The sequence below is a fragment of the Parvibaculum sp. genome (assembly GCF_039973015.1).
Lineage (GTDB): Bacteria > Pseudomonadota > Alphaproteobacteria > Parvibaculales > Parvibaculaceae > Parvibaculum.
The window spans coordinates 1-25,111 of record NZ_JBDWLT010000003.1; the positions used below are offsets into that span (position 1 = coordinate 1).

Consider the following 25,111-nt stretch of genomic DNA (forward strand, 5'->3'; position numbering starts at 1 on the left):
CGGATGCGGCTCATGAGGTGGGAGGAATCGTAACAGTCGGTGCGCGGAGCGTCGGAGGAGGACGCACCCCGCCTATTATATAAACATACTGGCGGCGTCGCCGCCGCTCCGCGCAACCTTCCTCTTTTGAAGGCCGCACATCACGCAAACCTCCGAAGGCTCATGCCTTGCGGAGCCATCGGTGCATCTATTCGCCCAGTGCTTCTTATTCTCCAAGCGCCTCGCGGATCTTCGCCAGCGCCTCTTCCCGCGCGCTTGCTCTCTCGCCCAGAGCATCGATCCGCGCAGGCAGTTCGCGCAGCACCGCGTCCCGCTCGTCATCGTTCAATCCGCCCCAACCGGCAATTTCCTTGAGGCTCCGCCCGCAGCCCCGGCACACATTCGCGCGGCCGTCCACGGCGCAGACGCGAAGGCAGGGGCTTTTGATCGGTTTTGAATAGCTCATGGGTTTCCTGTGGCTCTGCGAGAGAGTATAGAGCGGGGCACTTCAATTCCCACGCCACATCCGAGACGTCAATGACCCGCGCCGCAACCGGCATGCCCTTCGACGATATCCGCAACCTTCTGGGGGGCCTGCCTCCCGTGGACGAGGAAGCGCGCGCCGCTGCCGCCGCGCATACAGCCTCGCTTGCCGTGCCAGAAGGCTCGCTTGGCCGCATGGCCGAAATCGCGGAATGGGTGGCCGGTTGGGCCGGCATGACGCAACCCGCGATCACCCGGCCTCTCATCGCGATTTTTGCGGGCACACACGGCCTTGCCGCCGCCATGCCCGGCGCGGAGCCGAATGCGACCCATCGTCTGGTTGAGCTTTACGCAGCGGGCGGCGGCGCCGTGAACCAGCTCGCACTCGAAGCGCAGGCGGGCCTCAAGGTCTTCGACCTCGCGCTCGACATGCCTGTGCCGGACATCCGTGACAGCGAGGCGCTTTCCGAAGCGGCCTGCGCGGCCACCATGGCCTTCGGCATGGAATCGATTGCGGGCGGCACCGACATTCTCTGCCTCGGTGCGGCGGGCGAGGGCGGCCGTATTTCCGCAGCCGCGCTCATGGCCGCATTGTCCGGCGGCGCGCCGGGCGACTGGGCAGACGGTTCTGCCTTTGCCAACGAAGCCGTCGCCGCAGCACTCGCCACCCATGAGGGTCATTTCGGAGATCCGCTGGAGGCGCTCCGCCGTGTCGGCTCGCGGGAGCTTGCGGCCATTGCGGGTGCAATTCTCGCCGCCCGCTATCAGCGCATCCCCGTTCTGCTCGACGGTTTCGTCTCCTGCGCCGCCGCCGCCGTCCTCCACAAGATGGAGCCCTCGGCGCTCGACCACTGCATGGCCGCGCATGTCTCCGCCGATCCCGCTCACGCTCGTCTTCTTGCCGCCATTGGCAAGCAGCCGCTCATCGAAAGCGGCATTTCCCTTGAGGAAGGGGCGGGCGCCGCTCTCGGCCTCGCCTTGGTGAAATCGGCCCTCGCCATCCATCGCGGTACCGTTCGGAAGGACCAGATCGCCGACTAGTCCCCACCCGGCAACCGGCGCTATAATTTGGCTGCCAACGAAGCAAGGGCCAGACAATGCCGAACACGCTGGGACTATGGGGTGACCTTGACGACCTAGAGCTCCTTCGGGACATAGAAGCGAGCTTCGACGTTTCCTTTTGCGACGATGAGCCGACGAAATGGTTCACCGTCGGAGACGTCTTCGCTGCTCTCGAAAGGGAGTTCTCCGTTCAGGCCTCCGCCGGTGGAAAATGCGCAACGAGCATGGCTTTCTTCCGTTTGCGGCGGGCATTGACGGAACTGGGCGTCGAAGGACGATTGAAGCCTGATTTTTCGTTCTCGGCCGTGAAGCAGCTGTCCCCCAGGCGCTTGATCAAGGAATTGGAAAAACGTTCCGGTCTTCGCCTTCCGTCCCCGACGTTAAGCTATGCGGGGGCGGGTCTTCTTCTGCTTGCCTTCACCGGGCTGGTCGCCTCGTTCTTTATCGGAAATGGGTGGCTGATCCTCTGCCTGCTCGCCGTTCTTGTCCTGGGCTTTCCCGTTATTGGGACGGTGGATCGGGGAATGCTGCCGATGGGGAGCAAAACGCTTGGCGGCCTTGCCCGCGCTGCGGCGACCCGAAATTACGGCCGGTTGGTGGGCGAGGGGGCGGGAATGCGCGAGGGCGATCTCTGGCGGGTTTTCTGCGATCTGCTTGCCGACCACACGGCGCTTCCGAAGGACGAGATCGCGAGAGAGACCCTGCTGATCGGGAAGCGAACAAAGGCGGCCTGAAGATAGGCTCTCCCCGTTCAAATCCGCACAGCGCCCCGTTCGCTGCTTACGAGTCGGCATGCTTGCAACAGGGGACGTTGCGACTATTATCACCGCCAAAATAAGGCTATGGACGCGGGATCGGCGGTTCTTCCGTTCGGGGCGGCACCGGGCCAGTGCAAATGATAACCCGGTATGTCGGCGCTGAGGTGGAAACCCGCCCGCGCGTCTGCCGTTATTGGAGGTTGACCCATGGATATGCGCTTTTCCCCCGAGGAAATGGCTTTCCGCGACGAAGTCCGCGAATTCATCGCGAATAACTATCCTGACGAACTCCGGGGCGCCCGCCGCGGCGAGATGTCGAAGGAAGATATCCTCAAGTGGCACCGCGTCCTCTACAAGAAGGGCTGGGTCGTCCCGCACTGGCCCGTGGAATATGGCGGCACCGGCTGGACGATCACGCAGCGCTACATCTGGAACGAAGAGAATGCGCGCGCGGAAACGACACCGCTGCTTCCCTTCGGCCTCTCCATGGTCGGCCCCGTGATCTATACCTTCGGCAACGAAGAGCAGAAGAAGCGCTTCATCCCCGGCATCCTTTCGGGCGACGACTGGTGGTGTCAGGGTTATTCGGAGCCGGGTTCGGGTTCGGACCTCGCCAGCCTGCGCACCAAGGCCGTGCGTGAGGGCGACCACTATATCGTCAATGGTTCGAAGACCTGGACGACGCTCGCCCAGCATGCCGACTGGATGTTCTGCCTCGTCCGCACGGACCCGAATGTGAAGCAGCAGGAAGGCATCTCCTTCCTCCTCATCGACATGAAGACGCCGGGCATCACCGTCCGTCCGATCATCACGATGGACGGCTCGCACGAGGTCAACGAGGTTTTCCTCGAAGATGTGAAGGTGCCCGCCGAAAACCTCATCGGCGAAGAGAACAAGGGCTGGACCTACGCGAAGTTCCTGCTCGGCAACGAGCGTTCGGGCATCGCGGGCGTCGCGCGCTCCAAGAAGGCGATCGAACGTCTGAAGAAACTCGCGACCGCCGAGCTTCTCGATGGCGAGCCCCTGATGAAGACAGACGAGTTCTCCCGCAAGGTGGCCGAACTCGAAATCGACCTCTCCGCTCTCGAAGTGACCGAGCTGCGTACGCTCGCCGCCGAGAGCAAGGGCCGCGGTCCGGGACCGGAAGCCTCGATCCTCAAGATCAAGGGCACCGAAATCCAGCAGCGCATCACCGAACTCGCCGTCGAGGCGGTCGGCAACTACGCGCTGGTCGAGGCGCCGCGTCTCGAAGTGACCGGCAATGAATTCGTGCCCGGCCCGGAGGGCTCGCAGGGTGTTGCGCAGGATTATTTCAACATGCGCAAGACCTCGATCTATGGCGGATCGAACGAGATCCAGCACAACATCATCGCAAAAATGGTGCTCGGGCTTTAGGAGCGAAACCAGAAAAAGTGGAAGCCGGTTTTTCATCCGGTTTCGCGACGGAATAAAAAGACAGCACCGCAAAAGAACAGCAACGAGGGAAGGTCGGAAGATGGATTTTTCGTTCACCGAAGAGCAGACCCTGCTCCGCAATACCGTGCAGAGCCTGCTTCAGGACAAGTATGACTTCGACACGCGCCGTAAGGTCGCAAAATCGGCCGATGGCTGGCGTCCCGAGATGTGGGCGCAGTTCGCCGAGCTTGGTCTTCTCGCCGCTCCCTTCTCCGAAGAGATGGGCGGCCTCGGTGGCGGCGCCATCGAAACCATGATCGTCATGGAAGAGTTTGGCCGTCACCTCGTGATCGAGCCTTATGTCGAGACGGTCGTGATCGCTGGCGGTTTCCTGCGTGAAGGCGGTTCTGCCGCGCAGCAGGAAGCGCATATTCCCGGCATCGTCGGTGGCGAAACGGTCTGGGCCTTCGCCTATGCCGAGCCGCAGGGCCGCTACAATCTTGCCGACTTGAAGACGACGGCGAAGAAGGACGGCGCAGGCTACACGATCAACGGCTACAAGGCCGTCGTTCTCGGCGCGCCCTGGGCGCAGAAGCTCATCGTGACGGCACGTACCTCCGGTGGCCAGCGCGACCGCGATGGCGTCTCGGTCTTCATCGTCGACAAGTCGGCGGCGGGTGTCTCGACGCGAGACTATCCGACGGTCGATGGCCGCCGTGCTTCGGAAATCACCTTCGAGAATGTGAAGGTCGAGGCCGACGCGCTGATCGGCGAAGAAGGCAAGGGCCTGCCCCTCGTCGAGAAGATCACGGATCAGGCGATTGCCGCTCTCTCGGCCGAAGCCACGGGTTGCATGAAGGAACTGAACACGGCAACCGTCGAATATTGCAAGACGCGCAAGCAGTTCGGCGTACCCATCGGCAAGTTCCAGGTGCTGCAGCACCGCATGGTCGACATGTTCATGGCCTATGAGCAGTCCGTCTCCATGACCTACATGGTCAATCTGAAGCTCGAAGAAGACGATGCAGAGCGCACCAGGGCTGCCGCAGGCGCCAAGGTCCAGATCGGCAAGGCCGGCCGTTTCGTTGGCCAGGAAGCCGTGCAGCTTCATGGCGGCATGGGAATGACCGACGAACTCAATGTCGGCCACTACTTCAAGCGCCTGACGATGATCGACACGCAGTTCGGCAATGTCGACTATCAGCTGAAGCGCTACTCCGAAGCTGCTTGAGCCGCTTCACTTCGCGAATACGAAAGGCCGCTCTCCGGAGCGGCCTTTTTTCTTGGGAGGTGGTCTGTTGTCAGGCGCGCCGCGCCGCAGCAGCTCTTGCGCGCAGCCTCTGCGGCGGCAGCACACATTCAGCCTGCGTACCCTGACCGACCTTGCTCTTCAGTTCGAAGCGCCCGCCATGAACCGCGAGCAGCCCCTTCACGATGGAAAGGCCGAGGCCGGAGCCCTTGCCGGGCTGCGCAAGACCGGAAGCACCCTGCGTGAAGGCGTGGAGGACCTTCTCGATTTCGGTTTCCGCGATGCCGGGTCCGTTGTCGTGAATGCCGAAGCGCAATTCGCCATCGGCTTCCATCCGCGCGAACATGAGCACTTCGCCGCCCGGCGGCGAGAACTTCACGGCATTCGTAAGCAGGTTGATCCAGGTCTGGCGAAGCGCGCGGGCATCGCCATAGATGACGGGCAGGTCTGGTTCGAAATCTGCGACAAGCGCAACGCGTTGCGCCTGCGCCCTGATCTCCACAATGCGACGGCAGTCTTCGGCCAATTGAACGATATCGACGTCTTCCTCGGTGATCTGAAAGCGGCCCGCCTCGATGCGCGAGAGGTCCAGCACATCGTTGATGAGGCCGAGCAGGTGCTGACCGGAACGGTTGATGTCGTTCGCATATTCCTTGTAGGTCGGCACAGTGTGCTTGCCGAAGATTTCGGAGGCCATCACCTCCGAAAAGCCGATGATCGCGTTGAGTGGTGTGCGAAGCTCGTGGCTCATATTGGCGAGGAAGTGCGATTTCGCGCGATTGGCTTCTTCTGCACGTGCCCGCGCCTCGTCTGAATCCCGCTTCGCCTTGAAGAGCTGTTCGACAAGGCCTGACTTGTCCTCGCGCAGCGTGATCGAGTGCAGCATGATCCCGTTGACCCGCGCCATAAGCTGCGCGAGCAGCACGGCGAAAACGGCGAGAACCAATGCGAGCGACACATGCAGCAGGTCACCATAGGACAGAAGCCGCCCCGTCACGGCAGCGGCAAGCGGCAGCGCGGTGGCATAGAAGGCAGGCATGTAGCACGACGTGATGAGCGAAATGGGCGCAATGATCAGCAGCAGTGTCGTCAGCACATAGGATTGCTGGACCTCACTTCCGGGCACCCAGAAGAAGAACACCGTGGATGCGAGACTGAGTGAAAACAGGAAGCCCACTGCGAGGAAGCGGCGTTCCCATGCCGCGACACTCGCCGGTTCGGGCTGAGCGGTGGTGAAGGCGAGAATGTTCTGCCGGTTGAACCAGGCGGAGATGAAAACGAGGATCACGGGAATGGCCAGCCAGTACCAGGCGACAGATCCGGCAAAACAGGCCGCATAGGGGATCATCAGCAGCGGAAAGGCGTAAGGCAACGGAAGCTTCTGGCTTTCCACGAACATGCGAAGCTGCTCGAGTCTGATTTCCGGCGTGAGCGGTTTACCATTGCCGGTATGAGGCAGGAAAGCCGAGAACCACCGCGCCTCACCAGCCTCGTCGGGGGTCTGGAATGCACCGCGGCCACCGGCTGGACCTGTAGCGGTCGGCCGCTGCACGGATTCATTCTGCCGCATTTCGCCGGCTGTCATTGGATGTGCCCTTTTTGGCCGCCCTGGCCTTGCGTCACGCCCGGTAAATACCGCCCGCCGGGTGTGTCTTGACGATCAGGCTGGGCGAAAAGTCTTAATAAGGTTTTCCGAGAAATGGTTAAGGCGGCATAATCGGGCTGAACGCAGCGCTTTATTTGGCGTATGAGACGCCATAACAACAGGCAGCGGAAAAAATGCACAAAGGAGAGGCAGCCCGGCGATGAGCGAACACCTGATTTTTGAGAAAAACGGCCCCGTCGTAACCTTGACCATCAACCGGCCCGAGACTCGTAACCCGCTTGGTGCGCCCGAAGATGCCGGGAATTTTTCGGCCGCGGCCGCGCGTATCAACGATGATCGCGAGGTTCGTTGTGTCATTCTGACCGGTGCCGGCAAGGCCTTCTCCGCGGGTGGCAACGTAAAGGCCATGCGAGAAGGTGGAGACGGCTTCGGCGGCCCCGGTGTTCATATCCGCGAGCTTTATCGCAACGGCATCCACCGCATTGTGAAGTCGGTATGGGGCATCGAGGTGCCGGTCATCGCCGCCGTCAACGGCCCGGCGATCGGGCTTGGCAACGATGTCGCCTGCCTCGCCGATACGCGCATCGCCGCCGACAGTGCAATTTTTGGGGCGACCTTCCTCAAGATCGGCCTCGTCCCCGGCGATGGCGGGGCGTGGCTCTTGCCGCGCATCATCGGCATGGCGCGGGCCTCGGAGCTTCTCTACACGGGTGATACCATTAGCGCAGCCACGGCAAAGGAATGGGGCCTCGTTTCGGAAGTCGTCCCTGCTGACGAACTCATGGACCGCGCCAGGGCCGTTGCCGCGAAGATCTGCAATCAGGCGCCGGATGTACTGCGCATGACGAAGCAGCTTCTCCGCCGGGGCATGCTGAGCGACTTTGACAATATCATGGAGCTGTCGGCATCCATGCAGGCGCTTGCCCATCACACCGAGGACCACAAGGAGGCTCTCGACGCCTTTTTCGAAAAGCGCGCCCCGAACTACAAGGGGGCTTGACGGGCGTTCGAAACTGAACAGCAGGCCGCACCTTCTCGAACAGACTGCGGCGCACCGCGCATTGAAGCGGGGGAACTTTGCCCCTAAAGTCGCCGCCAACAAATGCCGCTAACAAACAATGGGCCGACGGCCCAGTCCAAAACGGGAGCGAAACATGAGTGTCATCGGTATCGTTGCGACCCTTCCGGTCCAGCCGGGCAAGGAAGCCGAATTCGAGAAGGTCTTCTCCGACCTGCGCTCGAAGGTGAAGGCGAACGAGAAGGGCTGCCTCCAGTACGATTTCTTCAAGTCCAAGTCCGAGCCCGCCACCTACATCGTCATGGAACAATACGCCACGCAGGAAGACCTCGATGCCCACGGCAAGTCGGAATATTTCCGTGCTGCCGGCCCGGCGCTCGGTGCGGTTCTCGGCGGTGCGCCGTCGCTGCAGTTCCTCGACAAGGTTGAGTAAGCGGTAAGGCAGAAAACGAGAGAGACGAATATGGATCTCGCATTCAGCAAGGAAGACGAGACCTTCCGCAAGGAAGTCCGTCAATTCATCGACGAGTGCTACACGTCGGAAATGCGCCGCCTTCACGCGCGCTCCAAGCATGGCTACATCACGAAGGAAGCTCACATCCAGTGGCAGAAGTCGCTGGCGAAAAAGGGCTGGCTTGCGCCCAACTGGCCTGAAGAATACGGCGGACCGGGTTTCACCCAGTCGCAGAAATATATCTTCAACGTCGAGATGGGCCGGGCCGGTGTGCCGCACACCATTCCTTTCGGACCGACCATGGTCGCGCCCGTCATCATGAAGTTCGGTTCTCCCGAACAGAAAAAGCGCTTCCTGCCGGATATTCTCGAAACCAATGTTCTCTGGTGTCAGGGATATTCGGAGCCGGGTTCGGGCTCTGACCTTGCCTCGCTGAAGACCAAGGCCGAAGACAAGGGCGACCATTTCCTCGTCAACGGCTCGAAGATCTGGACCTCCGTCGCGCAGTGGGCGGACTGGATTTTCTGTCTCGTTCGCACCTCGAACGAGGGCAAGCCGCAGCAGGGCATCTCCTTCCTTCTCATCGACATGAAGACGCCGGGCATCACGGTCGATCCCATCGTCTGTCTCGACGGTACACCGGCGCCGAACCAGGAAGTGAACCAGGTCTTCTTCGAGGACGTGAAGGTTCCGAAGGAAAACCTGATCGGCGAAGTGAACAAGGGCTGGACCTACGCCAAGTACCTGCTCGAATTCGAACGCGGCAATCCTTATTCGCCGGGTCTCTACAGCGCGCTCGATGAAGTGCGTGAGATGGCGAGGGAAACGACCGTCGACGGCAAGCCGGTAGCGGACACGCCTTCGTTCAAGGCCCGTTACGCCGATATCCGCAGCCAGATCACGGCGATGGAGTTCACCGAGCTTCGTATCTTCTCCTCGCTTTCCATCGGCGGCAATGTCGGCCCGGAAAGCTCGCTCCTGAAGTGCCGGGGCACCGAATTGCAGCAGGAGATTTCGCAGTTCATGGTGGAAGTGCTGGGCGATTATGCGCAGCCGACCATCGAGAACGGCCTTTCGGATACCAATGAACCGGAAGTGGGCCCGGAAGGTGCATTCACCGCCGCGCCTTACTACTTCTCGCTGCGCAAGGCGTCGATCTACGCCGGATCGAACGAGGTCCAGCGCAACATCATGGCAAAGGCCGTGCTCGGCCTTTGAGCGCCAACGCGAAAATCGGTATCGAGAGGGCGGGCGCCGGAGACATTCCGGCGCTCGCTTGCGTTTGGCACGATGCATGGCATGCGGGTTTCGGCTGATCAGCGCGGCGGAAGCCTGTCGCGTGTGCCGCCATAGGCTTGCGTGATCCGGTCGAAGACGATGGCGAGCGCGACGATGGCGACGCCTGCAACGAGCCCGCGCCCGATATCGAGCCGCTGAATGCCGAGCAGCACTTCCTCGCCGAGTCCGCGCGCACCGATCATCGAGGCGATGACGACCATCGAAAGCGCCATCATCGTGGTCTGATTCACGCCCGCCATGATGTTCGGCAGCGCAAGCGGCAGCTTGATATCGAGCAGTTGCCGCTTGGGGTCGGCCCCGAGATCGGCCGCTACTTCAATGAAGGCGCGGTCGACGGTTCTGAGGCCGAGATCGACAAGGCGGATGAGAGGCGGCGTCGCATAGATCACCGTCGCAAAAAGCGCCGGCACCTTGCCGAGACCGAACAGCATCAGCGCCGGAATGAGATAGACAAAACTCGGCAGCGTCTGCATGGCGTCGAGAACGGGCAGCATGATCCGCCGGGCGATGTCGTTCGACGACATCGCAATGCCCGCTGGTAATCCGATCAGCACGGAGAAAAAGACCGACACGATCATCAGCGCCAGCGTCTGCACGGCAAGATTCCAGAGCCCGAGAAGGCCGATCAGGAAGAAAGTTGCCGCCAGCGCCACGGGCAACAAGGGCCGCCGCGAAGCGTGAAACGCAATGCCCGCGACAGTCAGGACAAGAAGCCACCAGGGCATGGCATTGAGCAGGGACTCAAGCCCCACGATCACCCGCAGCAAGCCGTTGCTTGCCGTCTGGAAGGCATCGCCATATTTCGCGACGAAGCTCTTCATCGCGTTGTTCACCCATTGCTCGACGGGGAATTCGAGCGTGACGGGAAAGCTCTCCTCGACTTTTTCCCGCTCGCCGGTGATGCGTGCGGCAACCTCCGCGCTCACCCATCCCCGCCACACATCGCCCCGCGTCTCGATGAAGTTGAGCGCGGCATCCCGCGCCGTCGCGCCTTCGTTCTTTTGCATGAAGGCAAGCGCCTCGCTTACCATCTGTCCCGTCGTCTCGTAGCGGCGCAGGAAGGCCGCAACCTCTGGTGACTTGTCCACGAATGCGGCATTTGCACCTATGATGACCTCGACGGTCGGAAAGGCGACAGGGGGATTGCGTTCGGGGTCCGCGTTGAAGGCGTCCCATGCTTCCGGCGAATAGCCAGGTTCGTCGAGCTTCACGAGGTCGAAGGCGCCAAGCACCCATGTCGGTCCCCAGTAATAGGCGACGACGGGTTCGCCCCGTTGATAGGCCGAGGCGATGGCGGCGGCGAGCGCTGCGCCCGTGCCGGGCCGGAAATTCGTGTAGAAGCGGTCGAGCCCGTAGCCTTTCAGTTTTCGCGTGCTCTGCTCTTCGCAGCTCCAGCCCAGGATGCAGTTGTAGAAGCGTCCTTTCGTCGGCTCCTCCGGGTCGCGAAAGAGCTGCCAGTGCTCCTTGAGATCTGAAACGGTGTGAAGGCCGGGCGCCATTGCTTCGATGCCGCGTTCCGCATCGCCCTCGATCACGTAGCGGGGCACATACCAGCCTTGAATGGCGTCGGGAAAGTTCGTGCCGAGCGAGACAGCCGTTCCGGCTTCCAGCGCCTCGTTCCAGGGCTCGGTGACATTGTCGCGCCAGACTTCCATGATGACGTCGATGTCGCCTTGGCCGAGGCCGGTGATGAGCGGCAATGTCGAGCCCGGCAGCACATCCGTTTCGCAGCCATAGCCGCGCTCGAGGACGATCCGTGCAAGCTCCGTGGCAAAGGCGTTGGAATCCCAGTCGAGCCCGCCAAACATGACCGGCCGTTCGATGGCGCAGACGGGGTCGGCGGCCAGCCCGGCGCGGGGCGCAAGGGCCGAGAAGGAGAGGGCGGCAAGCGCAAAAAGGAGCCGGGTAAACATGACCGCATCATAGGGAGCGCGCACGCCCTTGACCATTCATGCACAAAGACCATTCATGCACAGAGCCCGCTCATACGCAAAAAGACAAAGAAAAAGGGGAGCCGCATGGGGCTCCCCTTCGATCGGCTTGTGCGGGAAAGGCTTACTTGCCGCCCGTCGCGAGCTTGAAGAACTTGCCCGTCTGCTCGCCGCCCATGTGGAAAGGCGTGGCGTTCGAGAAGTCGGAGATCTTGTCCCAGTTTTCGGCGACCTTCTCGGCGGACAGGTCGTCGCGGCCGAGGAAGATGCCTTCGGCTTCTTCCATCCGCGCGGCAGCGAAAACGCCAGCGCCCGCACAGAGGATCATGCCCGTCGGAGCCTGTTCCGACACGAGGTACATGACACCCGGCGTAACGCTTTCCGGCGTCAGCATCTGCTCGGCTTCCGGCGGCATCAGGTCGGAGGTCATGCGCGTATAGGCGACCGGCGCCAGCGCGTTGCAGTGGATGTTGTTCTTCTGGCCTTCGAGCTTCAGCGTATTGATGAAGCCGACGACGGCGAGCTTCGCCGCGCCATAGTTCGTCTGGCCGAAATTGCCGTAGAGACCGGTCGAGGAAGCAGTGACCATGATGCGGCCGTAGTTCTGCTCCTTCATGATTTCCCAGACGGCCTTGGTCGGCTTCACGGTGCCCATGAGATGCACATCGACCACCAGCTGGAAGTCTTCCATCGTCATCTTCGAGAACGACTTGTCGCGAAGAATGCCGGCATTGTTGATGAGGATGTCGATGCGGCCCCACTGGTCCATGGTCTGCTTGATCATGTTGGCGACGCCTTCGTCGTCCGTGACCGACGAGCCGTTGGCGATCGCTTCGCCGCCGAGCGCCTTGATCTCCTCGACGACCTTGTTTGCCGCGTCCGACGAGCCACCGGCGCCCGTGCGGTCGCCGCCGAGATCGTTCACCACCACTTTCGCGCCGCGCCGCGCGAGTTCCAGCGCGTGGGACCGGCCAAGACCGCCACCCGCGCCGGTCACGATGGCGACCTTGCCGTCAAAACGAATGCTCATGGGTATTTCTCCAGTTGGACTACGGGGAGGGCTGGCAGCATGCCTCGTGGAGGGGCTTCGTTGGCCTTGCCCGAAAAAACTTGCGGGACTTTGTGCATGAGAGCCGGGCAGGGGTCAAGGGAGGCTTGGAGAGCCCGCTCGTTGCGTTGTTCCCGCCTCTCCTTATGATGTGCCGGCCCGCTGAAACGCCCCGGAAACCTTCCCGAAACCCGCCCGAAACCCGCCCAAAATCCATTGAAATCAGCCGGAAAGCCTCAGCCCGATGACCCTTTACCCGCTTCAGAGCGCCTTTGGGCTTGCTCTCATCATTGCTCTCGCATGGGCGTTCAGCGAGAACCGGCGGGCCTTTTCGCTGCGAGCCGTTGCGGCCGCCCTCGCGGTCCAGATCGCACTTGCCCTGCTGCTGTTGAAGGTTCCGGCTTCCCAAGGTGCGCTCCTCGCGCTCAACGGCGTGGTGGATGCGCTGACGGAGGCCACAAAGGCGGGCACCGGCTTCGTCTTCGGTTATGTCGGCGGCGGCGCTGTACCCTTCGAAACCACGGCCCCTCAGAACAGCTTCATCCTGGCTTTCCAGGCGCTGCCGCTCGTTCTCGTGATGTCCGCGCTCTCCGCGCTCTTCTGGTACTGGCGTATCCTCGGCTGGATCACGCGGGGCTTCGGCTACGTCCTGCAGAAGACGATGGGTATTGGCGGCGCCGTCGGCCTGGCCTCCGCCGCCAACGCCTTTGTTGGCATGGTGGAAGCACCGCTTCTGATCCGCCCTTATCTGGAAAAGCTGACCCGCGCTGAATTTTTCATGACCATGACGGTAGGGCTTGCGACGGTCTCCGGCACGGTCCTCGTTCTCTACGCCAGCATCATCACACCCGTCGTCCCCGGCGCGCTCGGCCAGATTCTCGTCGCCTCGCTGATATCCCTCCCCGCGGGCATTCTTGTCGCGCGGCTCATGGTGCCCGAGGAGCATGGCGCAAGACCCACGGGTATCGGCGATGACGTGCCTCATCTCGAATATCAAAGCAGCATGGATGCGGTGACGCGGGGCACCTTCGAGGGGCTCCAGCTCCTCCTCAATATCATGGCCATGCTCATCGTGATGGTCGCGCTCGTCGCGCTCGTGAACATCGTCCTCGCTCTGTTCCCGGAAGTCTGGGGAGCGCCGCTCACGCTTCAGCGGATGCTGGGCTGGATCTTTTCCCCCCTTGTCTGGGCGATGGGTATACCGGCGGAGGAAATGCATCTCGCGGGGCAGCTCATGGGCACCAAGACGATCCTGAACGAATTCATTGCCTATCTCGATCTCGCCGCCTTGCCGGAGGGGGCGCTTTCGGAGCGCTCGACCCTCATCATGGTTTACGCGCTGTGCGGGTTTGCGAATTTCGGCTCGGTCGGCATCCTGATCGGCGGATTGACCTCGCTCGTGCCCTCCCGGCGTCTTGAGATTGTGAAGCTCGGCACCCGCGCGCTGGTTTCCGGCACGCTTGCGACCTCCATGACGGGGGCAGTGGTTGGTCTCATCATCTGAGCGAAATAACGATCAGGCCAAAAACAAGGAGAGCGGAACGAATGAGTTCTGCATCGCGCCTGGGGGCTGCTGCCTGACATAAGAAAAGGCGGCGTCCGCGGGGTACGGAACGGACGCCGCCAATCTCCACCCGTACTCAACAAATCGGGTGGAATAAGGTCCGATGAACTCTCGACCCATCGGCAAGACGTAGAATGGCTTTTCCAACCTGAACGCAGCCTGAACCGGGCCATTGCGTGTGAGGTTTATACTAGGGTCAAAACCCATTAATTTTGATGCGGCGGCGGGGTGATCCTGATTCCATGCGAATCTGATTTGTATTGGAAGGGGATGGCGATCATGAGCAGGAAACTTTTCTGGCTGAGCGACGAACAATGGGCACGGATCGAACCGCATTTGCCGACGGATGTGCGTGGGGTGGCGCGGGTGGACGACCGCCGCGTCATCAGCGGCATCGTGCATGTTCTCAAGAGCGGCTGCCGCTGGTGCGATTGTCCGGAGGCCTATGGCCCGCATACGACGATCTACAACCGCTTCGTGCGCTGGGCACGGCGCGGCATCTGGGAAAACCTGTTCCGGCAATTGGCGGGGAGAGGGCGCGGCGCAGACACGCAAATGATCGACTCCACTCACGTCAAGGCGCACCGCTCGGCAACGGGCGGAAAAGGGGGGAGCAGAAACAGGCTATCGGCCGCTCACGCGGCGGGCGCAACACGAAGATTCACGCACTTGCAGATGTTAAGGGGCGCTTGATCGCCATCCTGTTGACTGGCGGCGAAGCCCATGACTGCCCGGTTGCCAAGCGCCTCATCCACAGAGTGAAGCCGGCCAAGCGCATGATGGGCGACAAGGCCTATGACAGCGCCGAATTGCGCGAGGAATTGGACAAGCGCGGGACCAAGCCGGTCATTCCCAATCGCAGCAACAGAAAGCAGCCGTTCCGCTTCAACAAGCGCCTCTATAAGCTGCGCTGGCGCGTCGAAAGTGCTTTCAACAGGTTGAAGGACTTCAGACGCATTGCCACCCGTTACGATCGTCTGGCGCGAAACTATCTCGCCTCAGTCTGCCTTGTCGCAGCTCTCGTATGGTGGATTTAATGAGTCTCGACCCTAGTAAACTACATTTACGATTTGGCGCGAAAGCGCGCCACGCTTTGGGAGGAGCGGGGGAATGACGGGCGAGACATCCGGCAAAAGATTGTCGAATTGGCAGCTCATCGCCTATGGCCAGCTCGTCGTGCCGCTCGCCGTCATCGGTCTGCCGGTCGCCGTTTACATTCCACCCTTTTATTCGAGCACTCTCGGCCTCGACCTCGCGGCTGTCGGTTTCATTCTCATGCTGGCGCGGATTTCCGATGTCATAACGGACCCGCTGATTGGCCGGTTGTCGGACCGCACGAGAACGCGCTGGGGCAGGCGCAGACCCTGGGTCGCTGCCGGTGTACCCATCATGGTTGTCTCGTCACTGATGCTTTTCGCGCCGCCGGATGGCGTTTCGAATGCCTATTTGCTCATGTGGATCGCCGCGATTTATTTCGGCTATACGCTGATCACGATTCCCTATGGCGCCTGGGGTGCGGAACTCTCGGGCGACTATCGCGAGCGCAACCGGATCGCAGGCAGCCGAGAGATATTCCTGCTGGTCGGGCTCCTCGTCGCCATCATCGCGCCCATAGTCGGTGCTTACTGGAGCGGCGCTCCTGTGGATGAAGGTGCGGCCAGCCGCTCGGCCGTCGGCGTACTCGGATGGCTCACGGCGGTGATGTTGCCCGTTTGCGCGCTCATCGCCTTTTCCTCGGTGCCGGAGCCGCAAATCGCGGCGGCGAAGACAATTCCCTTCCGGCGCGGCCTGCGTGTCGCCATGAAGAACGGCCCCTTCCGTATCGTATTGCTGAGTTCGATTTTCGGGGCGCTGGCGGGATCGATCAATATTGGTGTGGTCATCTTCTTCTTCGAGCATGTCGCGGGCATAGGCCAGTCCGGCACGGTGCTGATCTTCGTTCTTTTCGTCGCGGGCGTTCTCGGCTCGCCTTTCTGGGTCTGGCTCGGCGGTCGCATGGGCAAGCACAAGGCCATCGCGTTGGCGGGCCTTGTCTCCATGTTCGTTTTCGCCCTGGTCCCTGTCGTGATCTATGTCGTGAAGCCCGCCGCGCCCGAAGCCGTCTTCGCCTGTCTCTTTTTCATCAACGTGGTGCAAGGGCTGGCGCTTGGCGCGGCGCCCATTCTCGGCCCGTCGATCATGGCCGACGTCGTGGACCTCGATACGCTGAAAAGCGGCGAGCCGCGCGCCGCCTTTCTCTTCGCCTTTCTTGGTATGGTGCGGAAGTTTTCCGAGGCCTTCGGCGTCGGCATCGCGCTGCCCATTCTCGCCTGGGCTGGGTTCAACGCGCAGTCGTCCGACAACTCGCCTGAGGCTCTCTTCGCGCTTCTCGTGATGTATTGCCTGGTTCCGCTTGTGCTCTGGCTGATTTCGATTGCTATCATCCTGCGCTATCCGATCACGCAGGAGCGCCAGTTACGGCTCAGGACGGCACTCGAAAAGCGCGACCTTCGCCGCACGGGGATGCATCGTTCACCGGCGGACTAACCCGCTCTGATGCCCATTGCCTCGGCCAGCAGCTCATAAGACCGTACACGGTCTTTCTGATCGTAGGTGATCGTGAGAATCGTGAAGTCGTCGACGCCGTGTGCCTCGCCAAGCGCCAGCAGCTTCCCGCGAACCTGCTCCGGCGTACCGGCAAACCCCCGCTGCTCAATGGCGCGCAGCATCACCCGGTCTTCATCCGTATAAGGGTAGTCGAGCGCCTCCTCAATGGAGGGAAAGGGGCCGCCACGGTTCTGCAGCAAATGCATCACCCAGAGGTTGCGCGATGAAGCGATACGTTTCGCATCTTCTTCCGTATCCGCGACGGTGACGGAGACGGCAATGGCTCCCCTCGGAGCGTTGATCTCGCGGGAAGGACGAAAATTCTTTCGGTAAACATCGAGCGGTTGCGTGCCCGCATCCTGATTGATGAAATGGGCGAAGCAATAGGCCATGCCGTACTGCGCGGCGATGAGCGCGCCATCGCCACCGGAACCCAGCATCCAGAGGTCCGGCATGCCCGGCCCGCGCGGCGTCGCGTGGAGCCCGGTATAGGGATGGTCGGTAGGAAAGCCGCCTTCTTCGCCCTGAAGCCCCGTCGAGTCTTCCAGGAATTGCCGTAGCAGCTCCACCTGCTGTGGAAAAACGCCGACGTCATAGGCTTGGGGCCCCGGTTGCAGCGCGCGCGTTGTTCGCTGGTCACCGCCGGGTGCCCGTCCCAGCCCGAGATCGATGCGGCCGGGATAGAGCGTTTCCAGCACCCGAAAGCACTCCGCGACCTTGAGAGGGCTGTAATGCGGCAGCATCACGCCCCCCGAGCCGACGCGAATGCGCGCCGTGGCGGCGGCGACCGCGGCAATCAGCACTTCGGGCGCGGACCCCGCAAAGGACGACGTGTTGTGATGTTCGGCGAGCCAGTACCGGCTATAGCCGAAGCGCTCTGCTTGTTGTGCGAGGTCTATCGTGTTCGTGATCGCTTCGGCGGCGGTTCCACCCTTGCGGATCGGCGATTGATCGAGAACGCTCAATGTAACCATGAAGAAATCGTCCGTTCTTGCGGCGGCTCATGAGAGGCCGTTGTAACAGTGGATTTGGCGGATTCCAGCCGAAATCGGTAAAGCCGCGATTTCCCGCCGCCGGGGTTTAAAAACTCGTTAATCGTCACATTCGCAATATCCGCTATGCGAGGAAAGTAATCATGCTGCCTACCGATGAACTTGTTGCGGAGGCGAAGGCGACGAAGGCGCAGTTCGTCGATCTGTCGGAGCTCTCCGATCCCGTCACGCAATACATGCTGCAATACTGGATGGACAAGAAGGGCGCCCGGCCGATGCCGTTGCCCATTGAGATGAATTTTGCCGGTTTTGCGCGCCATGCAGCAAAGATCACGCTGATCGGGGTAGAGCACGACCCCTTGCGTTTCCCCGTGCGTCTTGCCGGAGAAGAAGTGATCGCGAATCTCGGCTTCAATCCGAAGGGTAGAGACGTTCTCAGCTTCAACAAGGAACTTCCAGGTCTCGGAACCCTGCTGCAGGGCTTCTACACATGGCTGCTTTCGGAACGCCGCCCCGCCGCAGTCAGGGGAACGCAAGATATGCTCGGCAAGAGCTACAGAAGTTATGAGGCGATATATCTCCCCTTGTCGAGCGATGGAGAAAACATCGATCGTTTCATGGATGTCACCGTCACGTATTTGGAATCAATGAACCTTCGCCGCCAGACGGCGGCCTTGCGCCCGCGCGGTCCGTTTATGGGAGCTTGAGTCCATCAGTCCGAAAGCGGCCTCTTCTTCACGCGTTTCACGATGCCTGAAAAGTTCAGAAGGATGCGCTCCGCAGCGCCGCTCCCTGTGAAGACCTGGCCGCGAAGAAATACCATGCTGCCGGTGTTCTGCACGATCTCGCCCCGCGCCTCGACGAATTCGCCCGCGCCCGCGGCGGCTGTGAATTCCGCTGAAAAAGAAACGGTCACGGCCGGCCCTTCCAGCACGTCTCCGCCAATGGCAAAAAGCGAATAGTCGGCAAATGTCATCAGCATGCCGCCATGCAGAAAGCCGCCGCCATTGCAATGTGTCGGCGTCGCCTCGAACGCACAGGTGACGTGCCCGTCGTCATGCTTTTTGAAAAAGAAGGGCCCCGCATGATCCTCGAAGGGATCGTGCCCTTCCCAGCTTTGGTATCCAGTCAGCCGATCGTTCAAACTCGTATTCATTTCTGCAACGCCCCGATACTGCAATTCACTTGCGGCGCTTTTAGCAGGAAAGCTTCGAGGTTCCCAACCGTGCCGCGGCTTTTCCATATGGGAACTTGGAATTTAAGGTCTTCGTTACGTAAGCTTGTCAGAATGCGGGAATGCAGTCTGAAGGAACTTGATATGGGCGTCGCCCTTCAAAAAAAGACCTCTCTTGAGGACAGCGCACGCATCGTGTCCCTGGAAGATGTTTCCGATCCATTGCTTCGGGATCTGCTCTCCTATTGGGAGCGGACAAGGGCCGGGCGCGACATACCGGTGCGGCGCGAGATCGTGCCGACTGCTTTTCCGCGCCTGATGCCCCGCATGTTCATGGTTCGGGTGCAGGAAGGTCCATCCTTCGTCTACAGCCTTGCCGGCAACGAGACCGTGGAAGCACATGGAGACAACTATACGGGCATGGATGTTCGTGAACTTGATCGCCATGCGCCGGGCTATGGCGCGTCGATGCAGCGCTTCTATACCTCCATCGTGCGGCGCCGCCGTCCTTGCGCCGCCGAGGGCTCGCTGCAGTTCGTGAACAGGGGCTTTTGCCGCTTCAAGGCAATTTATCTCCCCCTCGCCTCTGCGGAGGGTACGGTGAGCCATATCATGGGAGCGGCAGCCTATGAGATGGGCCGCGAATGAGATTTCGGAAAGATGGACGATTGCAATCCTAAACTGAACGAAGCGGCACATCAGGAAGGTGCGAACCTCGTTCGCCTCAAGGATCTGACCGATCCGATCGTTCTTTTCATGTTCGACTACTGGAAGGAAAAGCGCGGAAGCCGCCTTATGCCTTCGCCGAACGATATGAACCCGGTGGATTTCGCGCGCCTCATGCCGCACCTCCAGATGGTCCAGGTCGATTGGGAACCCTTCGATCTCAGCTATCGTCTCCTTGGTGAGGAAATAGCGGGTGTGCATGGCGGCAATTATTCGGGCCGCGCGGTGCTTGAGCTCAATGCGGTGAGCGACGGCTTCGGCACGATGATGTTTGAACTTTTTCGCGCCGTCGCAACGGACAGGCGGCCCTATGCGGCGGGAGGAACGCTCGCGTCGCTCGGGCGCGGCTATACCGGTTTTCAGGGCGTCTATATGCCTCTTTGTGCCGATGGAGAGAAGGTAAACAGGATCATTTGTTGCTCTTCCTATGAGGTGCGAGAGGGGCTCGGTCTTTCCGGTGTTTCCGCGACGACAAACCGAGAATAGTTCAAATTGTCCGGATTGGGTTCATTCGGCATTAGGAGACTTCCGGCACTCTCCCGATTGATGACTCGGGCAGGGAGCCATCTCAATGACAGAGCGTGGGCAATGACGCAGTTGGCGGAAGATTATCGTAGCGAAGACTACGCGGATGTGCTCGCCGAGGCGGATGCTCATGGCATCGCGTTTCGCCGTTTGAAGGAGCTTGAGGAACCGCTCTGCCGCGATATGCTTTCCTACTGGAAAGAACTGCGCGGGGTACGCGCCATGCCTTGCCCCGGCGAAATCGATCCCGTTCGCTTCGCCCGCCACATGCCGAACCTCCTCATGGTGCAAGTGAACTGGCAGCCCTTCGACCTGACCTATCGCTTGCTGGGCGGCGATGTCGTGAATGCACATGGCTCGAACTTCCGCGGGCGGCGCGTACTCGACAGCCCGTCGCACACAGGCCGTTTCAGCGAAGTTCTTTTCAGCTTCTACAAGTTCGTCGCGGAGCAGAAGCGGCCCTATGCGGTTGCCGGCACGATGGAATACACGGCGCGTGGTCCCGTCTCGGTCGAGGCTGTCTACCTGCCATTCTCGCTCGACGGAAACCGCACCGACCGGATTCTCGGCGCCACGGTCTCCATTGAGCTTCCACGCCGCTGAATTCTTGGCTTTTTCGGAGGTTTTGACCCCCGGCGGCCCTTGGCCTAAATTCCCGCAGCCTTTCAAGAAGAACAGCCGGGAAATCTCATGGCACTCGACGCCGAAACACGCGATCAGCTCATTTCCTCCGTCCGCCGCTTTGTCGACGAGCGCCTGCGCCCGATCGAGGACAAGGTCTCCGAAACCGACAAGGTGCCGGACGAAATCGTCGAGGAGATGAAGGAACTTGGCCTTTTTGGTATCTCGGTTCCCGTCGAATATGGCGGCCTCGGCCTCACCATGGAGGAGGAATGTCTCCTCATGTTCGAACTGGGCCGTACGTCGCCTGCCTTTCGCTCCGTGATTGGCACCAATGTCGGCATCGGCAGTCAGGGCATCGTCATGCACGGCCGCCAGGATCAGAAGGAATACTGGCTCCCGAAGATTGCCAGCGGCGAAGCGATTATCTCCTTCGCGCTGACGGAACCTGAAGCGGGCTCGGACGCAGCTTCCCTCAAGACCACGGCCATCAAGGACGGCGATCACTACATCGTCAATGGCACCAAGCGCTACATCACCAATGCCAACAAGGCGCATGCCTTCACACTGATGGCGCGCACCGATCCGAAGACGCCGGGCGCGAAGGGCGTCTCCGCCTTCGTCGTACCGAGCGATATTCCTGGCATCCATATCGGCAAACCAGAAAAGAAGATGGGTCAGCAGGGCGCGCATATCTGCGACGTCGTCTTTGAGGATGCGCGCATCCCCGCGGAATGCCTTCTCGGCGCGGAGGAGGGCAAGGGCTTCGTTACTGCCATGCAGGTTCTGGAGCGTGGCCGCCTGCACATCTCCGCTGTCTGCATCGGCGTGGCAGACCGGCTGGTCGAGGACAGCGTCCTCTATGCCGCCGAGCGCAAGCAATTCGGTGAACCCATCGGCAATCTCCAGCTTGTACAGGCGATGCTCGCGGATTCGAAGATGGAAGCCTATGCCGGCCGCTGCATGGTGATCGACGCCGCGCGCCGCCGCGACGCCGGTGAAAACGTCGCGACCGAAAGCTCCTGTGCCAAGCTCTTCTGCTCGGAAGCCGTGGGTCGCATCGCCGACCGCGCGGTGCAGGTGCATGGCGGCGCGGGTTATGTCGCGGATTATGGCATCGAGCGTTTCTACCGTGATGTGCGCATCTTCCGCATCTACGAAGGTACGAGCCAGGTGCAGCAGGTCATCATTGCCCGCAACCTTCTGAAGGCGGTGAACTGAGACGTGATTTGCTTCTTTCCATCCGCATTGCACAATGCGGGCAATGACGAAGCTCGACCGCCTGACCGACGATATACGCGCCTGCCGCCTCTGCGTTGAAAGCCCGCTGAAGACGCCGCTGCCGCACGAGCCGCGTCCGGTCTTGCGAGTCTCGCGCACGGCACGCATCTGCATCGCAGGGCAGGCGCCCGGTACCCGCGTTCATGCCTCCGGCATGCCCTTTACCGATCCGAGCGGCGATCGTTTGCGTGACTGGATGGGCGTATCGCCCGATGAGTTTTACGACGCTGCGTGTATCGCCATCGTGCCCATGGGGTTCTGCTTTCCCGGGCTAGATGCAAAGGGGGGCGATCTGCCGCCTCGCCGCGAATGCGCGCAAACCTGGCACGAGCCGCTCTTCAAACACCTGCCTCAAATCGAACTGATCCTTCTTGTCGGTCAGTATGCGCAAGCCTGGCATCTCGGCAGGGCGCGTAAGGCCAGCTTGACTGAAACGGTTGCCGCCTGGCGCGAATACCATCCCCGCTTTATCCCGTTGCCGCATCCCTCATGGCGCAACAACGCATGGATAAAGAGGAATCCGTGGTTCGCGGAGGACTTGTTGCCAGTCCTGAAGCACGATGTGCGCCGCCTCATCGGCTAGGGCTGCGTCATTGAGCCACAGCCATCGGCGCATCGGCGTTTTGACAGCTCTACCCCCTCTCCCGATACTGCCGAAAAATGGGGAAGCGGGCCGTTGGGGATTCTGCACGTGACAAGAAGGAATGGCACAATGCCGCGCCGTGGCGCTGGCGGGACGCCGCTCCTCTCCCGGTTGCTTCTGGCGCTTGTCGCTGTCGCGATGCTGTTCCCGGCTCTTGCAGGAACCGTCACCGCTCGCCCGCTGGAGGCTACCGGCGTCTTTTCCGATCGCATCGTCATCTGTACCGGCAGTGGACTTCAGGTCATCTGGCTCGATAGTCAGGGGACGCCTCTTCCCGAACAAGAAGAGCAATACAACATTGCGCCCGGCCTCTGCGCGCCGGTGGCGACAGCTGCGCTGGCGGAATTCCGCGACGGGCTCTTCATCCAGTTGCCCCGGCCGCGCTTGCCGGACCTTCCGCGCCCCGCTGCTGCGCTCCGCCTGCCGCCGCACGGCACAGAGCATCCTCCAGCGCTCACCCGGGGACCGCCTGTCTACGTCTGAAACCGTTCGAAAACTCAGACAAGACAGGAAAGATTCAATGTTGTTTCAGCGCTCTCTTGCGGCGCGGCGCGCCATGTTGCTCGCCGGCACCGCTTCGGCCGTCGCCATGTCGGCCTTGTGGACACTTCCCGCCCATGCGGCGGAAGACGAAGTCTCCCCCATTCTCATCCCCGAACTCGTTGTCGATGCGCCGGAGGAAGACCCGGCCGATTCCCGGACATTCGCGGTGGAGGAAATCGGCGGCCAGCCCGCGCGCGATGCCGGCGAACTCATCTCCCGCATACCGGGCGTGAGCGCGGGCCGTCGCGGCGGACACGGTTCCGACATCAGCATTCGCGGTATGACGCAAGATCGCATCGCCGTCATCAGCGATGGCGCCTATGTCTTTGGCGCTTGCCCGAGCCGCATGGACCCGCCTACCTCTTCCATGATGCCCATGTCCGGCGACAGCATCACCGTTCGCCGGGGCTATCAGACGGTGCTGGACGGACCGCCCGCACCGGCGGGCACGGTCTCCCTGGAACGCGCCGATTCCGCCGATTTCGCTGAGGGGCTCTCCGGCAACCTGGAGGGCGGCTACGAGTCGAACGGTTCCCAGCGCTATGCGAGCATGCAGGCGCGTGCTGTCGAGAACGGCAGCTATATTCGCGGCTTTTTCACGGGCCGCCGCGCGGACAATTATGAAGATGGCGACGGTCGCGAAGTCCGCTCCGCCTTCAAGCAATATGGCGGTGGCGGCGAGGTTGGCCTGCGTTATGGCGCGGATTCGCTTCTCTCCCTCTCCATGGAAGAAAACCATGTCGTCGATGCCTATTTTGCAGGCGCCGGCATGGACGCACCCTGGACCGCAACGGATACCTATCGCCTGGCGGTCGACCACAACTTTGCCGAAGCAGGCGTGTTCAAGGGGTTTGACGCAAGCGTCTACGGTTCCTTCGTCGATCATGTGATGGACAACTATTCGCTGCGTACACCCGGCATGATGACCATGCGCACCGACGCAACGTCCGACACGCGCGGCGCTCGCCTCGCGGGCGATTTCGCGTTTGGAGCGGTGGAAGTTACGCTCGGCGGCGACTACCGGCGTAACGATCGCGACGCGGTGAGCTATTCCTCCATGATGGCTGCCGTCCCGCCGACCACGATCTCCAATTACACCTGGCCGGGCATGGAAATCGAGGATGTGGGTATCTTCGCAGAGGTGAAGGCCCCGCTGGCGGAAAAGACGGACCTCATTACGGGCATTCGTACCGATTTCGTTTCCGTCAGGGCAACAAAGGCCGATGTTCTGCCGGGTGGTATGGGCGCGGTCACGGCCCGCACACTCTATGGCACCTTCTACGGTGTCACGCAGACGGACCAGGACGAAACCAATGTGAGCGGCCTCGTACGCGTCATGCACGATTTCGGCGATTTCTCAGGCTGGGTAGGCGCAAGCCGCGCCGTACGCACGGCGGATGCGACGGAGCGTGGCATCGTCCGCGCTCCCGCAATGGGCGGCGGTGGCTGGGTTGGCAATCCAGGCATCGATCCCGAGAAGCATCATCAGGTCGATATGGGGATGGAGATAACACGCCCCGTCTGGAAGGCGTCCACGAGCATCTGGTACGACAATGTTCAGGATTTCATCTCGCGCGATATTGCGCGGGGCCAGTCCGGCGTCCTCGTCAATGATGGTGTGTCGAGCATCTTCCGCAATGTCGATGCGGAACTGGCAGGCATCGATATTGCCGCTCAGTGGGCTTTCGCACCTTCCTGGCGTATCGGCGCAGACATCGCCTACACCTATGGCGAGAACACCACCGATGACCGGCCGCTCTACCAGATACCGCCACTGAGCGGCAGCCTGGAGCTCACCTATGATGTTACGGAATGGAGCGCGGGGTCGCGCCTGCGTTGGGCCGCCAAACAGTCGCGGAGTGACACGAGCACGGCGACGGGTTCGGGCCTCGATCTGCAGGAAACGTCAGGCTATGCCGTGATCGACCTGTTCGGCACGTGGCGGCTCGCCGATGCGCTGACGCTGCAGGGCGGCATCGCCAACATTCTGGACACGACCTACGCGTCCTACCTCAACGAGGCGAACGGATTCGATCCTGCCGTGGTGCAGGTGAACGAACCCGGCCGCTCTGCTTATCTTCAGGTGAATTTCGAGTTCTAAGCGGGATGGGGAGGGAGCCTGCGCTTCCTCCCCTCTCTTCCTCGCCTGTGCCTGGCCGATGCGATAGCCTCGG

At 61.3% G+C, this 25,111-nt stretch carries 23 protein-coding genes and 2 pseudogenes; 18 read left to right on the top strand and 7 right to left on the bottom strand.

Annotated elements, in window-relative coordinates:
* Nucleotides 1-205: 205 nt before the first annotated feature.
* Nucleotides 206-445: a DUF1289 domain-containing protein gene (locus tag ABJO61_RS01905; RefSeq protein WP_348323401.1), complete on the bottom strand. Its 240-nt coding sequence runs from the start codon at nucleotides 443-445 to the stop codon at nucleotides 206-208.
* Nucleotides 446-516: 71 nt separating this feature from the next.
* On the opposite strand from ABJO61_RS01905, the gene ABJO61_RS01910 reads away from it, so the two are divergent.
* The 4 genes from ABJO61_RS01910 (at nucleotide 517) to ABJO61_RS01925 (ending at nucleotide 4,908) form a co-directional block, all read left to right on the top strand.
* Complete coding sequence (locus ABJO61_RS01910) at nucleotides 517-1,503, top strand: nicotinate-nucleotide--dimethylbenzimidazole phosphoribosyltransferase (RefSeq protein ID WP_348323400.1); 987 nt, start codon at nucleotides 517-519, stop codon at nucleotides 1,501-1,503.
* 245 nt (nucleotides 1,504-1,748) lie between these two features.
* Nucleotides 1,749-2,258: a hypothetical protein gene (locus tag ABJO61_RS01915; RefSeq protein ID WP_348323399.1), complete on the top strand. Its 510-nt coding sequence runs from the start codon at nucleotides 1,749-1,751 to the stop codon at nucleotides 2,256-2,258.
* Between the two features lie 231 nt (nucleotides 2,259-2,489).
* Entirely contained in the window at nucleotides 2,490-3,677 is a 1,188-nt protein-coding gene (locus tag ABJO61_RS01920) for an acyl-CoA dehydrogenase family protein (protein ID WP_348323398.1), read from the top strand.
* Nucleotides 3,678-3,777: 100 nt separating this feature from the next.
* Nucleotides 3,778-4,908 carry an acyl-CoA dehydrogenase family protein gene (locus tag ABJO61_RS01925; protein WP_348323397.1) on the top strand — a complete coding sequence of 377 codons (1,131 nt, stop codon included), beginning with the start codon at nucleotides 3,778-3,780 and terminating at the stop codon, nucleotides 4,906-4,908.
* 70 nt (nucleotides 4,909-4,978) lie between these two features.
* Here ABJO61_RS01925 and ABJO61_RS01930 read toward each other — a convergent pair whose 3' ends face one another.
* Nucleotides 4,979-6,511: an ATP-binding protein gene (locus ABJO61_RS01930; RefSeq protein WP_348323396.1), complete on the bottom strand. Its 1,533-nt coding sequence runs from the start codon at nucleotides 6,509-6,511 to the stop codon at nucleotides 4,979-4,981.
* A gap of 220 nt (nucleotides 6,512-6,731) precedes the next feature.
* Here ABJO61_RS01930 and ABJO61_RS01935 point away from each other — a divergent pair, with 220 nt between their 5' ends.
* The 3 genes from ABJO61_RS01935 (at nucleotide 6,732) to ABJO61_RS01945 (ending at nucleotide 9,222) form a co-directional block, all read left to right on the top strand.
* Nucleotides 6,732-7,532 (top strand): crotonase/enoyl-CoA hydratase family protein, encoded by an 801-nt coding sequence (locus ABJO61_RS01935; RefSeq protein WP_348323395.1) that lies wholly within the window; start codon nucleotides 6,732-6,734, stop codon nucleotides 7,530-7,532.
* A gap of 154 nt (nucleotides 7,533-7,686) precedes the next feature.
* Nucleotides 7,687-7,983, top strand: coding sequence for an antibiotic biosynthesis monooxygenase family protein (locus tag ABJO61_RS01940; RefSeq protein ID WP_348323394.1), 297 nt, complete (start codon nucleotides 7,687-7,689; stop codon nucleotides 7,981-7,983).
* A gap of 30 nt (nucleotides 7,984-8,013) precedes the next feature.
* Complete coding sequence (locus tag ABJO61_RS01945; RefSeq protein ID WP_348323393.1) at nucleotides 8,014-9,222, top strand: acyl-CoA dehydrogenase family protein; 1,209 nt, start codon at nucleotides 8,014-8,016, stop codon at nucleotides 9,220-9,222.
* Nucleotides 9,223-9,320: 98 nt separating this feature from the next.
* On the opposite strand, the gene ABJO61_RS01950 is transcribed toward ABJO61_RS01945, so the two are convergent.
* From ABJO61_RS01950 to ABJO61_RS01960, 3 genes and pseudogenes are all read right to left on the bottom strand, one after another.
* Nucleotides 9,321-10,124, bottom strand: coding sequence for an ABC transporter permease subunit (locus tag ABJO61_RS01950; protein WP_348323403.1), 804 nt, complete (start codon nucleotides 10,122-10,124; stop codon nucleotides 9,321-9,323).
* Nucleotides 10,125-10,268: 144 nt separating this feature from the next.
* A pseudogene (locus ABJO61_RS01955) lies at nucleotides 10,269-11,252 on the bottom strand (ABC transporter substrate-binding protein); the annotation flags it as partial.
* Nucleotides 11,253-11,358: 106 nt separating this feature from the next.
* Nucleotides 11,359-12,264: an SDR family oxidoreductase gene (locus ABJO61_RS01960; RefSeq protein ID WP_348323392.1), complete on the bottom strand. Its 906-nt coding sequence runs from the start codon at nucleotides 12,262-12,264 to the stop codon at nucleotides 11,359-11,361.
* A gap of 262 nt (nucleotides 12,265-12,526) precedes the next feature.
* Here ABJO61_RS01960 and ABJO61_RS01965 point away from each other — a divergent pair, with 262 nt between their 5' ends.
* The 3 genes and pseudogenes from ABJO61_RS01965 to ABJO61_RS01975 all read left to right on the top strand — a co-directional run bounded on the left by ABJO61_RS01965 (nucleotide 12,527) and on the right by ABJO61_RS01975 (nucleotide 16,372).
* Complete coding sequence (locus ABJO61_RS01965) at nucleotides 12,527-13,786, top strand: nucleoside transporter C-terminal domain-containing protein (RefSeq protein ID WP_348323391.1); 1,260 nt, start codon at nucleotides 12,527-12,529, stop codon at nucleotides 13,784-13,786.
* Between the two features lie 339 nt (nucleotides 13,787-14,125).
* Nucleotides 14,126-14,883: pseudogene (locus ABJO61_RS01970) on the top strand (IS5 family transposase).
* A gap of 73 nt (nucleotides 14,884-14,956) precedes the next feature.
* Nucleotides 14,957-16,372 carry an MFS transporter gene (locus tag ABJO61_RS01975; RefSeq protein ID WP_348323390.1) on the top strand — a complete coding sequence of 472 codons (1,416 nt, stop codon included), beginning with the start codon at nucleotides 14,957-14,959 and terminating at the stop codon, nucleotides 16,370-16,372.
* Here the strand turns inward: ABJO61_RS01975 and ABJO61_RS01980 are convergent.
* Nucleotides 16,369-17,406 (bottom strand): LLM class flavin-dependent oxidoreductase, encoded by a 1,038-nt coding sequence (locus ABJO61_RS01980; protein ID WP_348323389.1) that lies wholly within the window; start codon nucleotides 17,404-17,406, stop codon nucleotides 16,369-16,371. The genes ABJO61_RS01975 and ABJO61_RS01980 overlap by 4 nt on opposite strands.
* A gap of 161 nt (nucleotides 17,407-17,567) precedes the next feature.
* Here ABJO61_RS01980 and ABJO61_RS01985 point away from each other — a divergent pair, with 161 nt between their 5' ends.
* A complete protein-coding gene (locus tag ABJO61_RS01985; protein ID WP_348323388.1) occupies nucleotides 17,568-18,131 on the top strand; it encodes a PAS domain-containing protein in 564 nt (187 codons plus the stop codon).
* A gap of 5 nt (nucleotides 18,132-18,136) precedes the next feature.
* Here the strand turns inward: ABJO61_RS01985 and ABJO61_RS01990 are convergent, their stop codons facing one another.
* Entirely contained in the window at nucleotides 18,137-18,580 is a 444-nt protein-coding gene (locus ABJO61_RS01990; protein WP_348323387.1) for a PaaI family thioesterase, read from the bottom strand.
* 162 nt (nucleotides 18,581-18,742) lie between these two features.
* Here ABJO61_RS01990 and ABJO61_RS01995 point away from each other — a divergent pair, with 162 nt between their 5' ends.
* From ABJO61_RS01995 to ABJO61_RS02025, 7 genes are all read left to right on the top strand, one after another.
* Entirely contained in the window at nucleotides 18,743-19,246 is a 504-nt protein-coding gene (locus ABJO61_RS01995) for a PAS domain-containing protein (protein WP_348323386.1), read from the top strand.
* Between the two features lie 12 nt (nucleotides 19,247-19,258).
* A complete protein-coding gene (locus ABJO61_RS02000) occupies nucleotides 19,259-19,810 on the top strand; it encodes a PAS domain-containing protein (RefSeq protein WP_348323385.1) in 552 nt (183 codons plus the stop codon).
* Nucleotides 19,811-19,912: 102 nt separating this feature from the next.
* A complete protein-coding gene (locus ABJO61_RS02005; RefSeq protein ID WP_348323384.1) occupies nucleotides 19,913-20,452 on the top strand; it encodes a PAS domain-containing protein in 540 nt (179 codons plus the stop codon).
* An 87-nt stretch (nucleotides 20,453-20,539) separates the two neighbouring features.
* Nucleotides 20,540-21,691: an acyl-CoA dehydrogenase family protein gene (locus tag ABJO61_RS02010; protein WP_348323383.1), complete on the top strand. Its 1,152-nt coding sequence runs from the start codon at nucleotides 20,540-20,542 to the stop codon at nucleotides 21,689-21,691.
* A gap of 43 nt (nucleotides 21,692-21,734) precedes the next feature.
* Nucleotides 21,735-22,334 (top strand): uracil-DNA glycosylase family protein, encoded by a 600-nt coding sequence (locus ABJO61_RS02015; protein ID WP_348323382.1) that lies wholly within the window; start codon nucleotides 21,735-21,737, stop codon nucleotides 22,332-22,334.
* 129 nt (nucleotides 22,335-22,463) lie between these two features.
* A complete protein-coding gene (locus ABJO61_RS02020) occupies nucleotides 22,464-22,877 on the top strand; it encodes a hypothetical protein (protein WP_348323381.1) in 414 nt (137 codons plus the stop codon).
* A gap of 37 nt (nucleotides 22,878-22,914) precedes the next feature.
* Entirely contained in the window at nucleotides 22,915-25,038 is a 2,124-nt protein-coding gene (locus ABJO61_RS02025; protein ID WP_348323380.1) for a TonB-dependent receptor, read from the top strand.
* The last annotated feature ends 73 nt before the right edge of the window (nucleotides 25,039-25,111 follow it).

Excerpts from the sequence above, each read along its gene's own strand:
- ABJO61_RS01905 (WP_348323401.1), bottom strand. The coding sequence starts at position 445 with ATGAGCTATTCAAAACCGATCAAAAGCCCCTGCCTTCGCGTCTGCGCC.
- ABJO61_RS01910 (WP_348323400.1), top strand. The coding sequence starts at position 517 with ATGACCCGCGCCGCAACCGGCATGCCCTTCGACGATATCCGCAACCTT.
- ABJO61_RS01915 (WP_348323399.1), top strand. The coding sequence starts at position 1,749 with ATGGCTTTCTTCCGTTTGCGGCGGGCATTGACGGAACTGGGCGTCGAA.
- ABJO61_RS01920 (WP_348323398.1), top strand. The coding sequence starts at position 2,490 with ATGGATATGCGCTTTTCCCCCGAGGAAATGGCTTTCCGCGACGAAGTC.
- ABJO61_RS01925 (WP_348323397.1), top strand. The coding sequence starts at position 3,778 with ATGGATTTTTCGTTCACCGAAGAGCAGACCCTGCTCCGCAATACCGTG.
- ABJO61_RS01930 (WP_348323396.1), bottom strand. The coding sequence starts at position 6,511 with ATGACAGCCGGCGAAATGCGGCAGAATGAATCCGTGCAGCGGCCGACC.
- ABJO61_RS01935 (WP_348323395.1), top strand. The coding sequence starts at position 6,732 with ATGAGCGAACACCTGATTTTTGAGAAAAACGGCCCCGTCGTAACCTTG.
- ABJO61_RS01940 (WP_348323394.1), top strand. The coding sequence starts at position 7,687 with ATGAGTGTCATCGGTATCGTTGCGACCCTTCCGGTCCAGCCGGGCAAG.
- ABJO61_RS01945 (WP_348323393.1), top strand. The coding sequence starts at position 8,014 with ATGGATCTCGCATTCAGCAAGGAAGACGAGACCTTCCGCAAGGAAGTC.
- ABJO61_RS01950 (WP_348323403.1), bottom strand. The coding sequence starts at position 10,124 with ATGAAGAGCTTCGTCGCGAAATATGGCGATGCCTTCCAGACGGCAAGC.
- ABJO61_RS01960 (WP_348323392.1), bottom strand. The coding sequence starts at position 12,264 with ATGAGCATTCGTTTTGACGGCAAGGTCGCCATCGTGACCGGCGCGGGT.
- ABJO61_RS01965 (WP_348323391.1), top strand. The coding sequence starts at position 12,527 with ATGACCCTTTACCCGCTTCAGAGCGCCTTTGGGCTTGCTCTCATCATT.
- ABJO61_RS01975 (WP_348323390.1), top strand. The coding sequence starts at position 14,957 with ATGACGGGCGAGACATCCGGCAAAAGATTGTCGAATTGGCAGCTCATC.
- ABJO61_RS01980 (WP_348323389.1), bottom strand. The coding sequence starts at position 17,406 with ATGGTTACATTGAGCGTTCTCGATCAATCGCCGATCCGCAAGGGTGGA.
- ABJO61_RS01985 (WP_348323388.1), top strand. The coding sequence starts at position 17,568 with ATGCTGCCTACCGATGAACTTGTTGCGGAGGCGAAGGCGACGAAGGCG.
- ABJO61_RS01990 (WP_348323387.1), bottom strand. The coding sequence starts at position 18,580 with ATGAATACGAGTTTGAACGATCGGCTGACTGGATACCAAAGCTGGGAA.
- ABJO61_RS01995 (WP_348323386.1), top strand. The coding sequence starts at position 18,743 with ATGGGCGTCGCCCTTCAAAAAAAGACCTCTCTTGAGGACAGCGCACGC.
- ABJO61_RS02000 (WP_348323385.1), top strand. The coding sequence starts at position 19,259 with ATGGACGATTGCAATCCTAAACTGAACGAAGCGGCACATCAGGAAGGT.
- ABJO61_RS02005 (WP_348323384.1), top strand. The coding sequence starts at position 19,913 with ATGACGCAGTTGGCGGAAGATTATCGTAGCGAAGACTACGCGGATGTG.
- ABJO61_RS02010 (WP_348323383.1), top strand. The coding sequence starts at position 20,540 with ATGGCACTCGACGCCGAAACACGCGATCAGCTCATTTCCTCCGTCCGC.
- ABJO61_RS02015 (WP_348323382.1), top strand. The coding sequence starts at position 21,735 with ATGACGAAGCTCGACCGCCTGACCGACGATATACGCGCCTGCCGCCTC.
- ABJO61_RS02020 (WP_348323381.1), top strand. The coding sequence starts at position 22,464 with ATGCCGCGCCGTGGCGCTGGCGGGACGCCGCTCCTCTCCCGGTTGCTT.
- ABJO61_RS02025 (WP_348323380.1), top strand. The coding sequence starts at position 22,915 with ATGTTGTTTCAGCGCTCTCTTGCGGCGCGGCGCGCCATGTTGCTCGCC.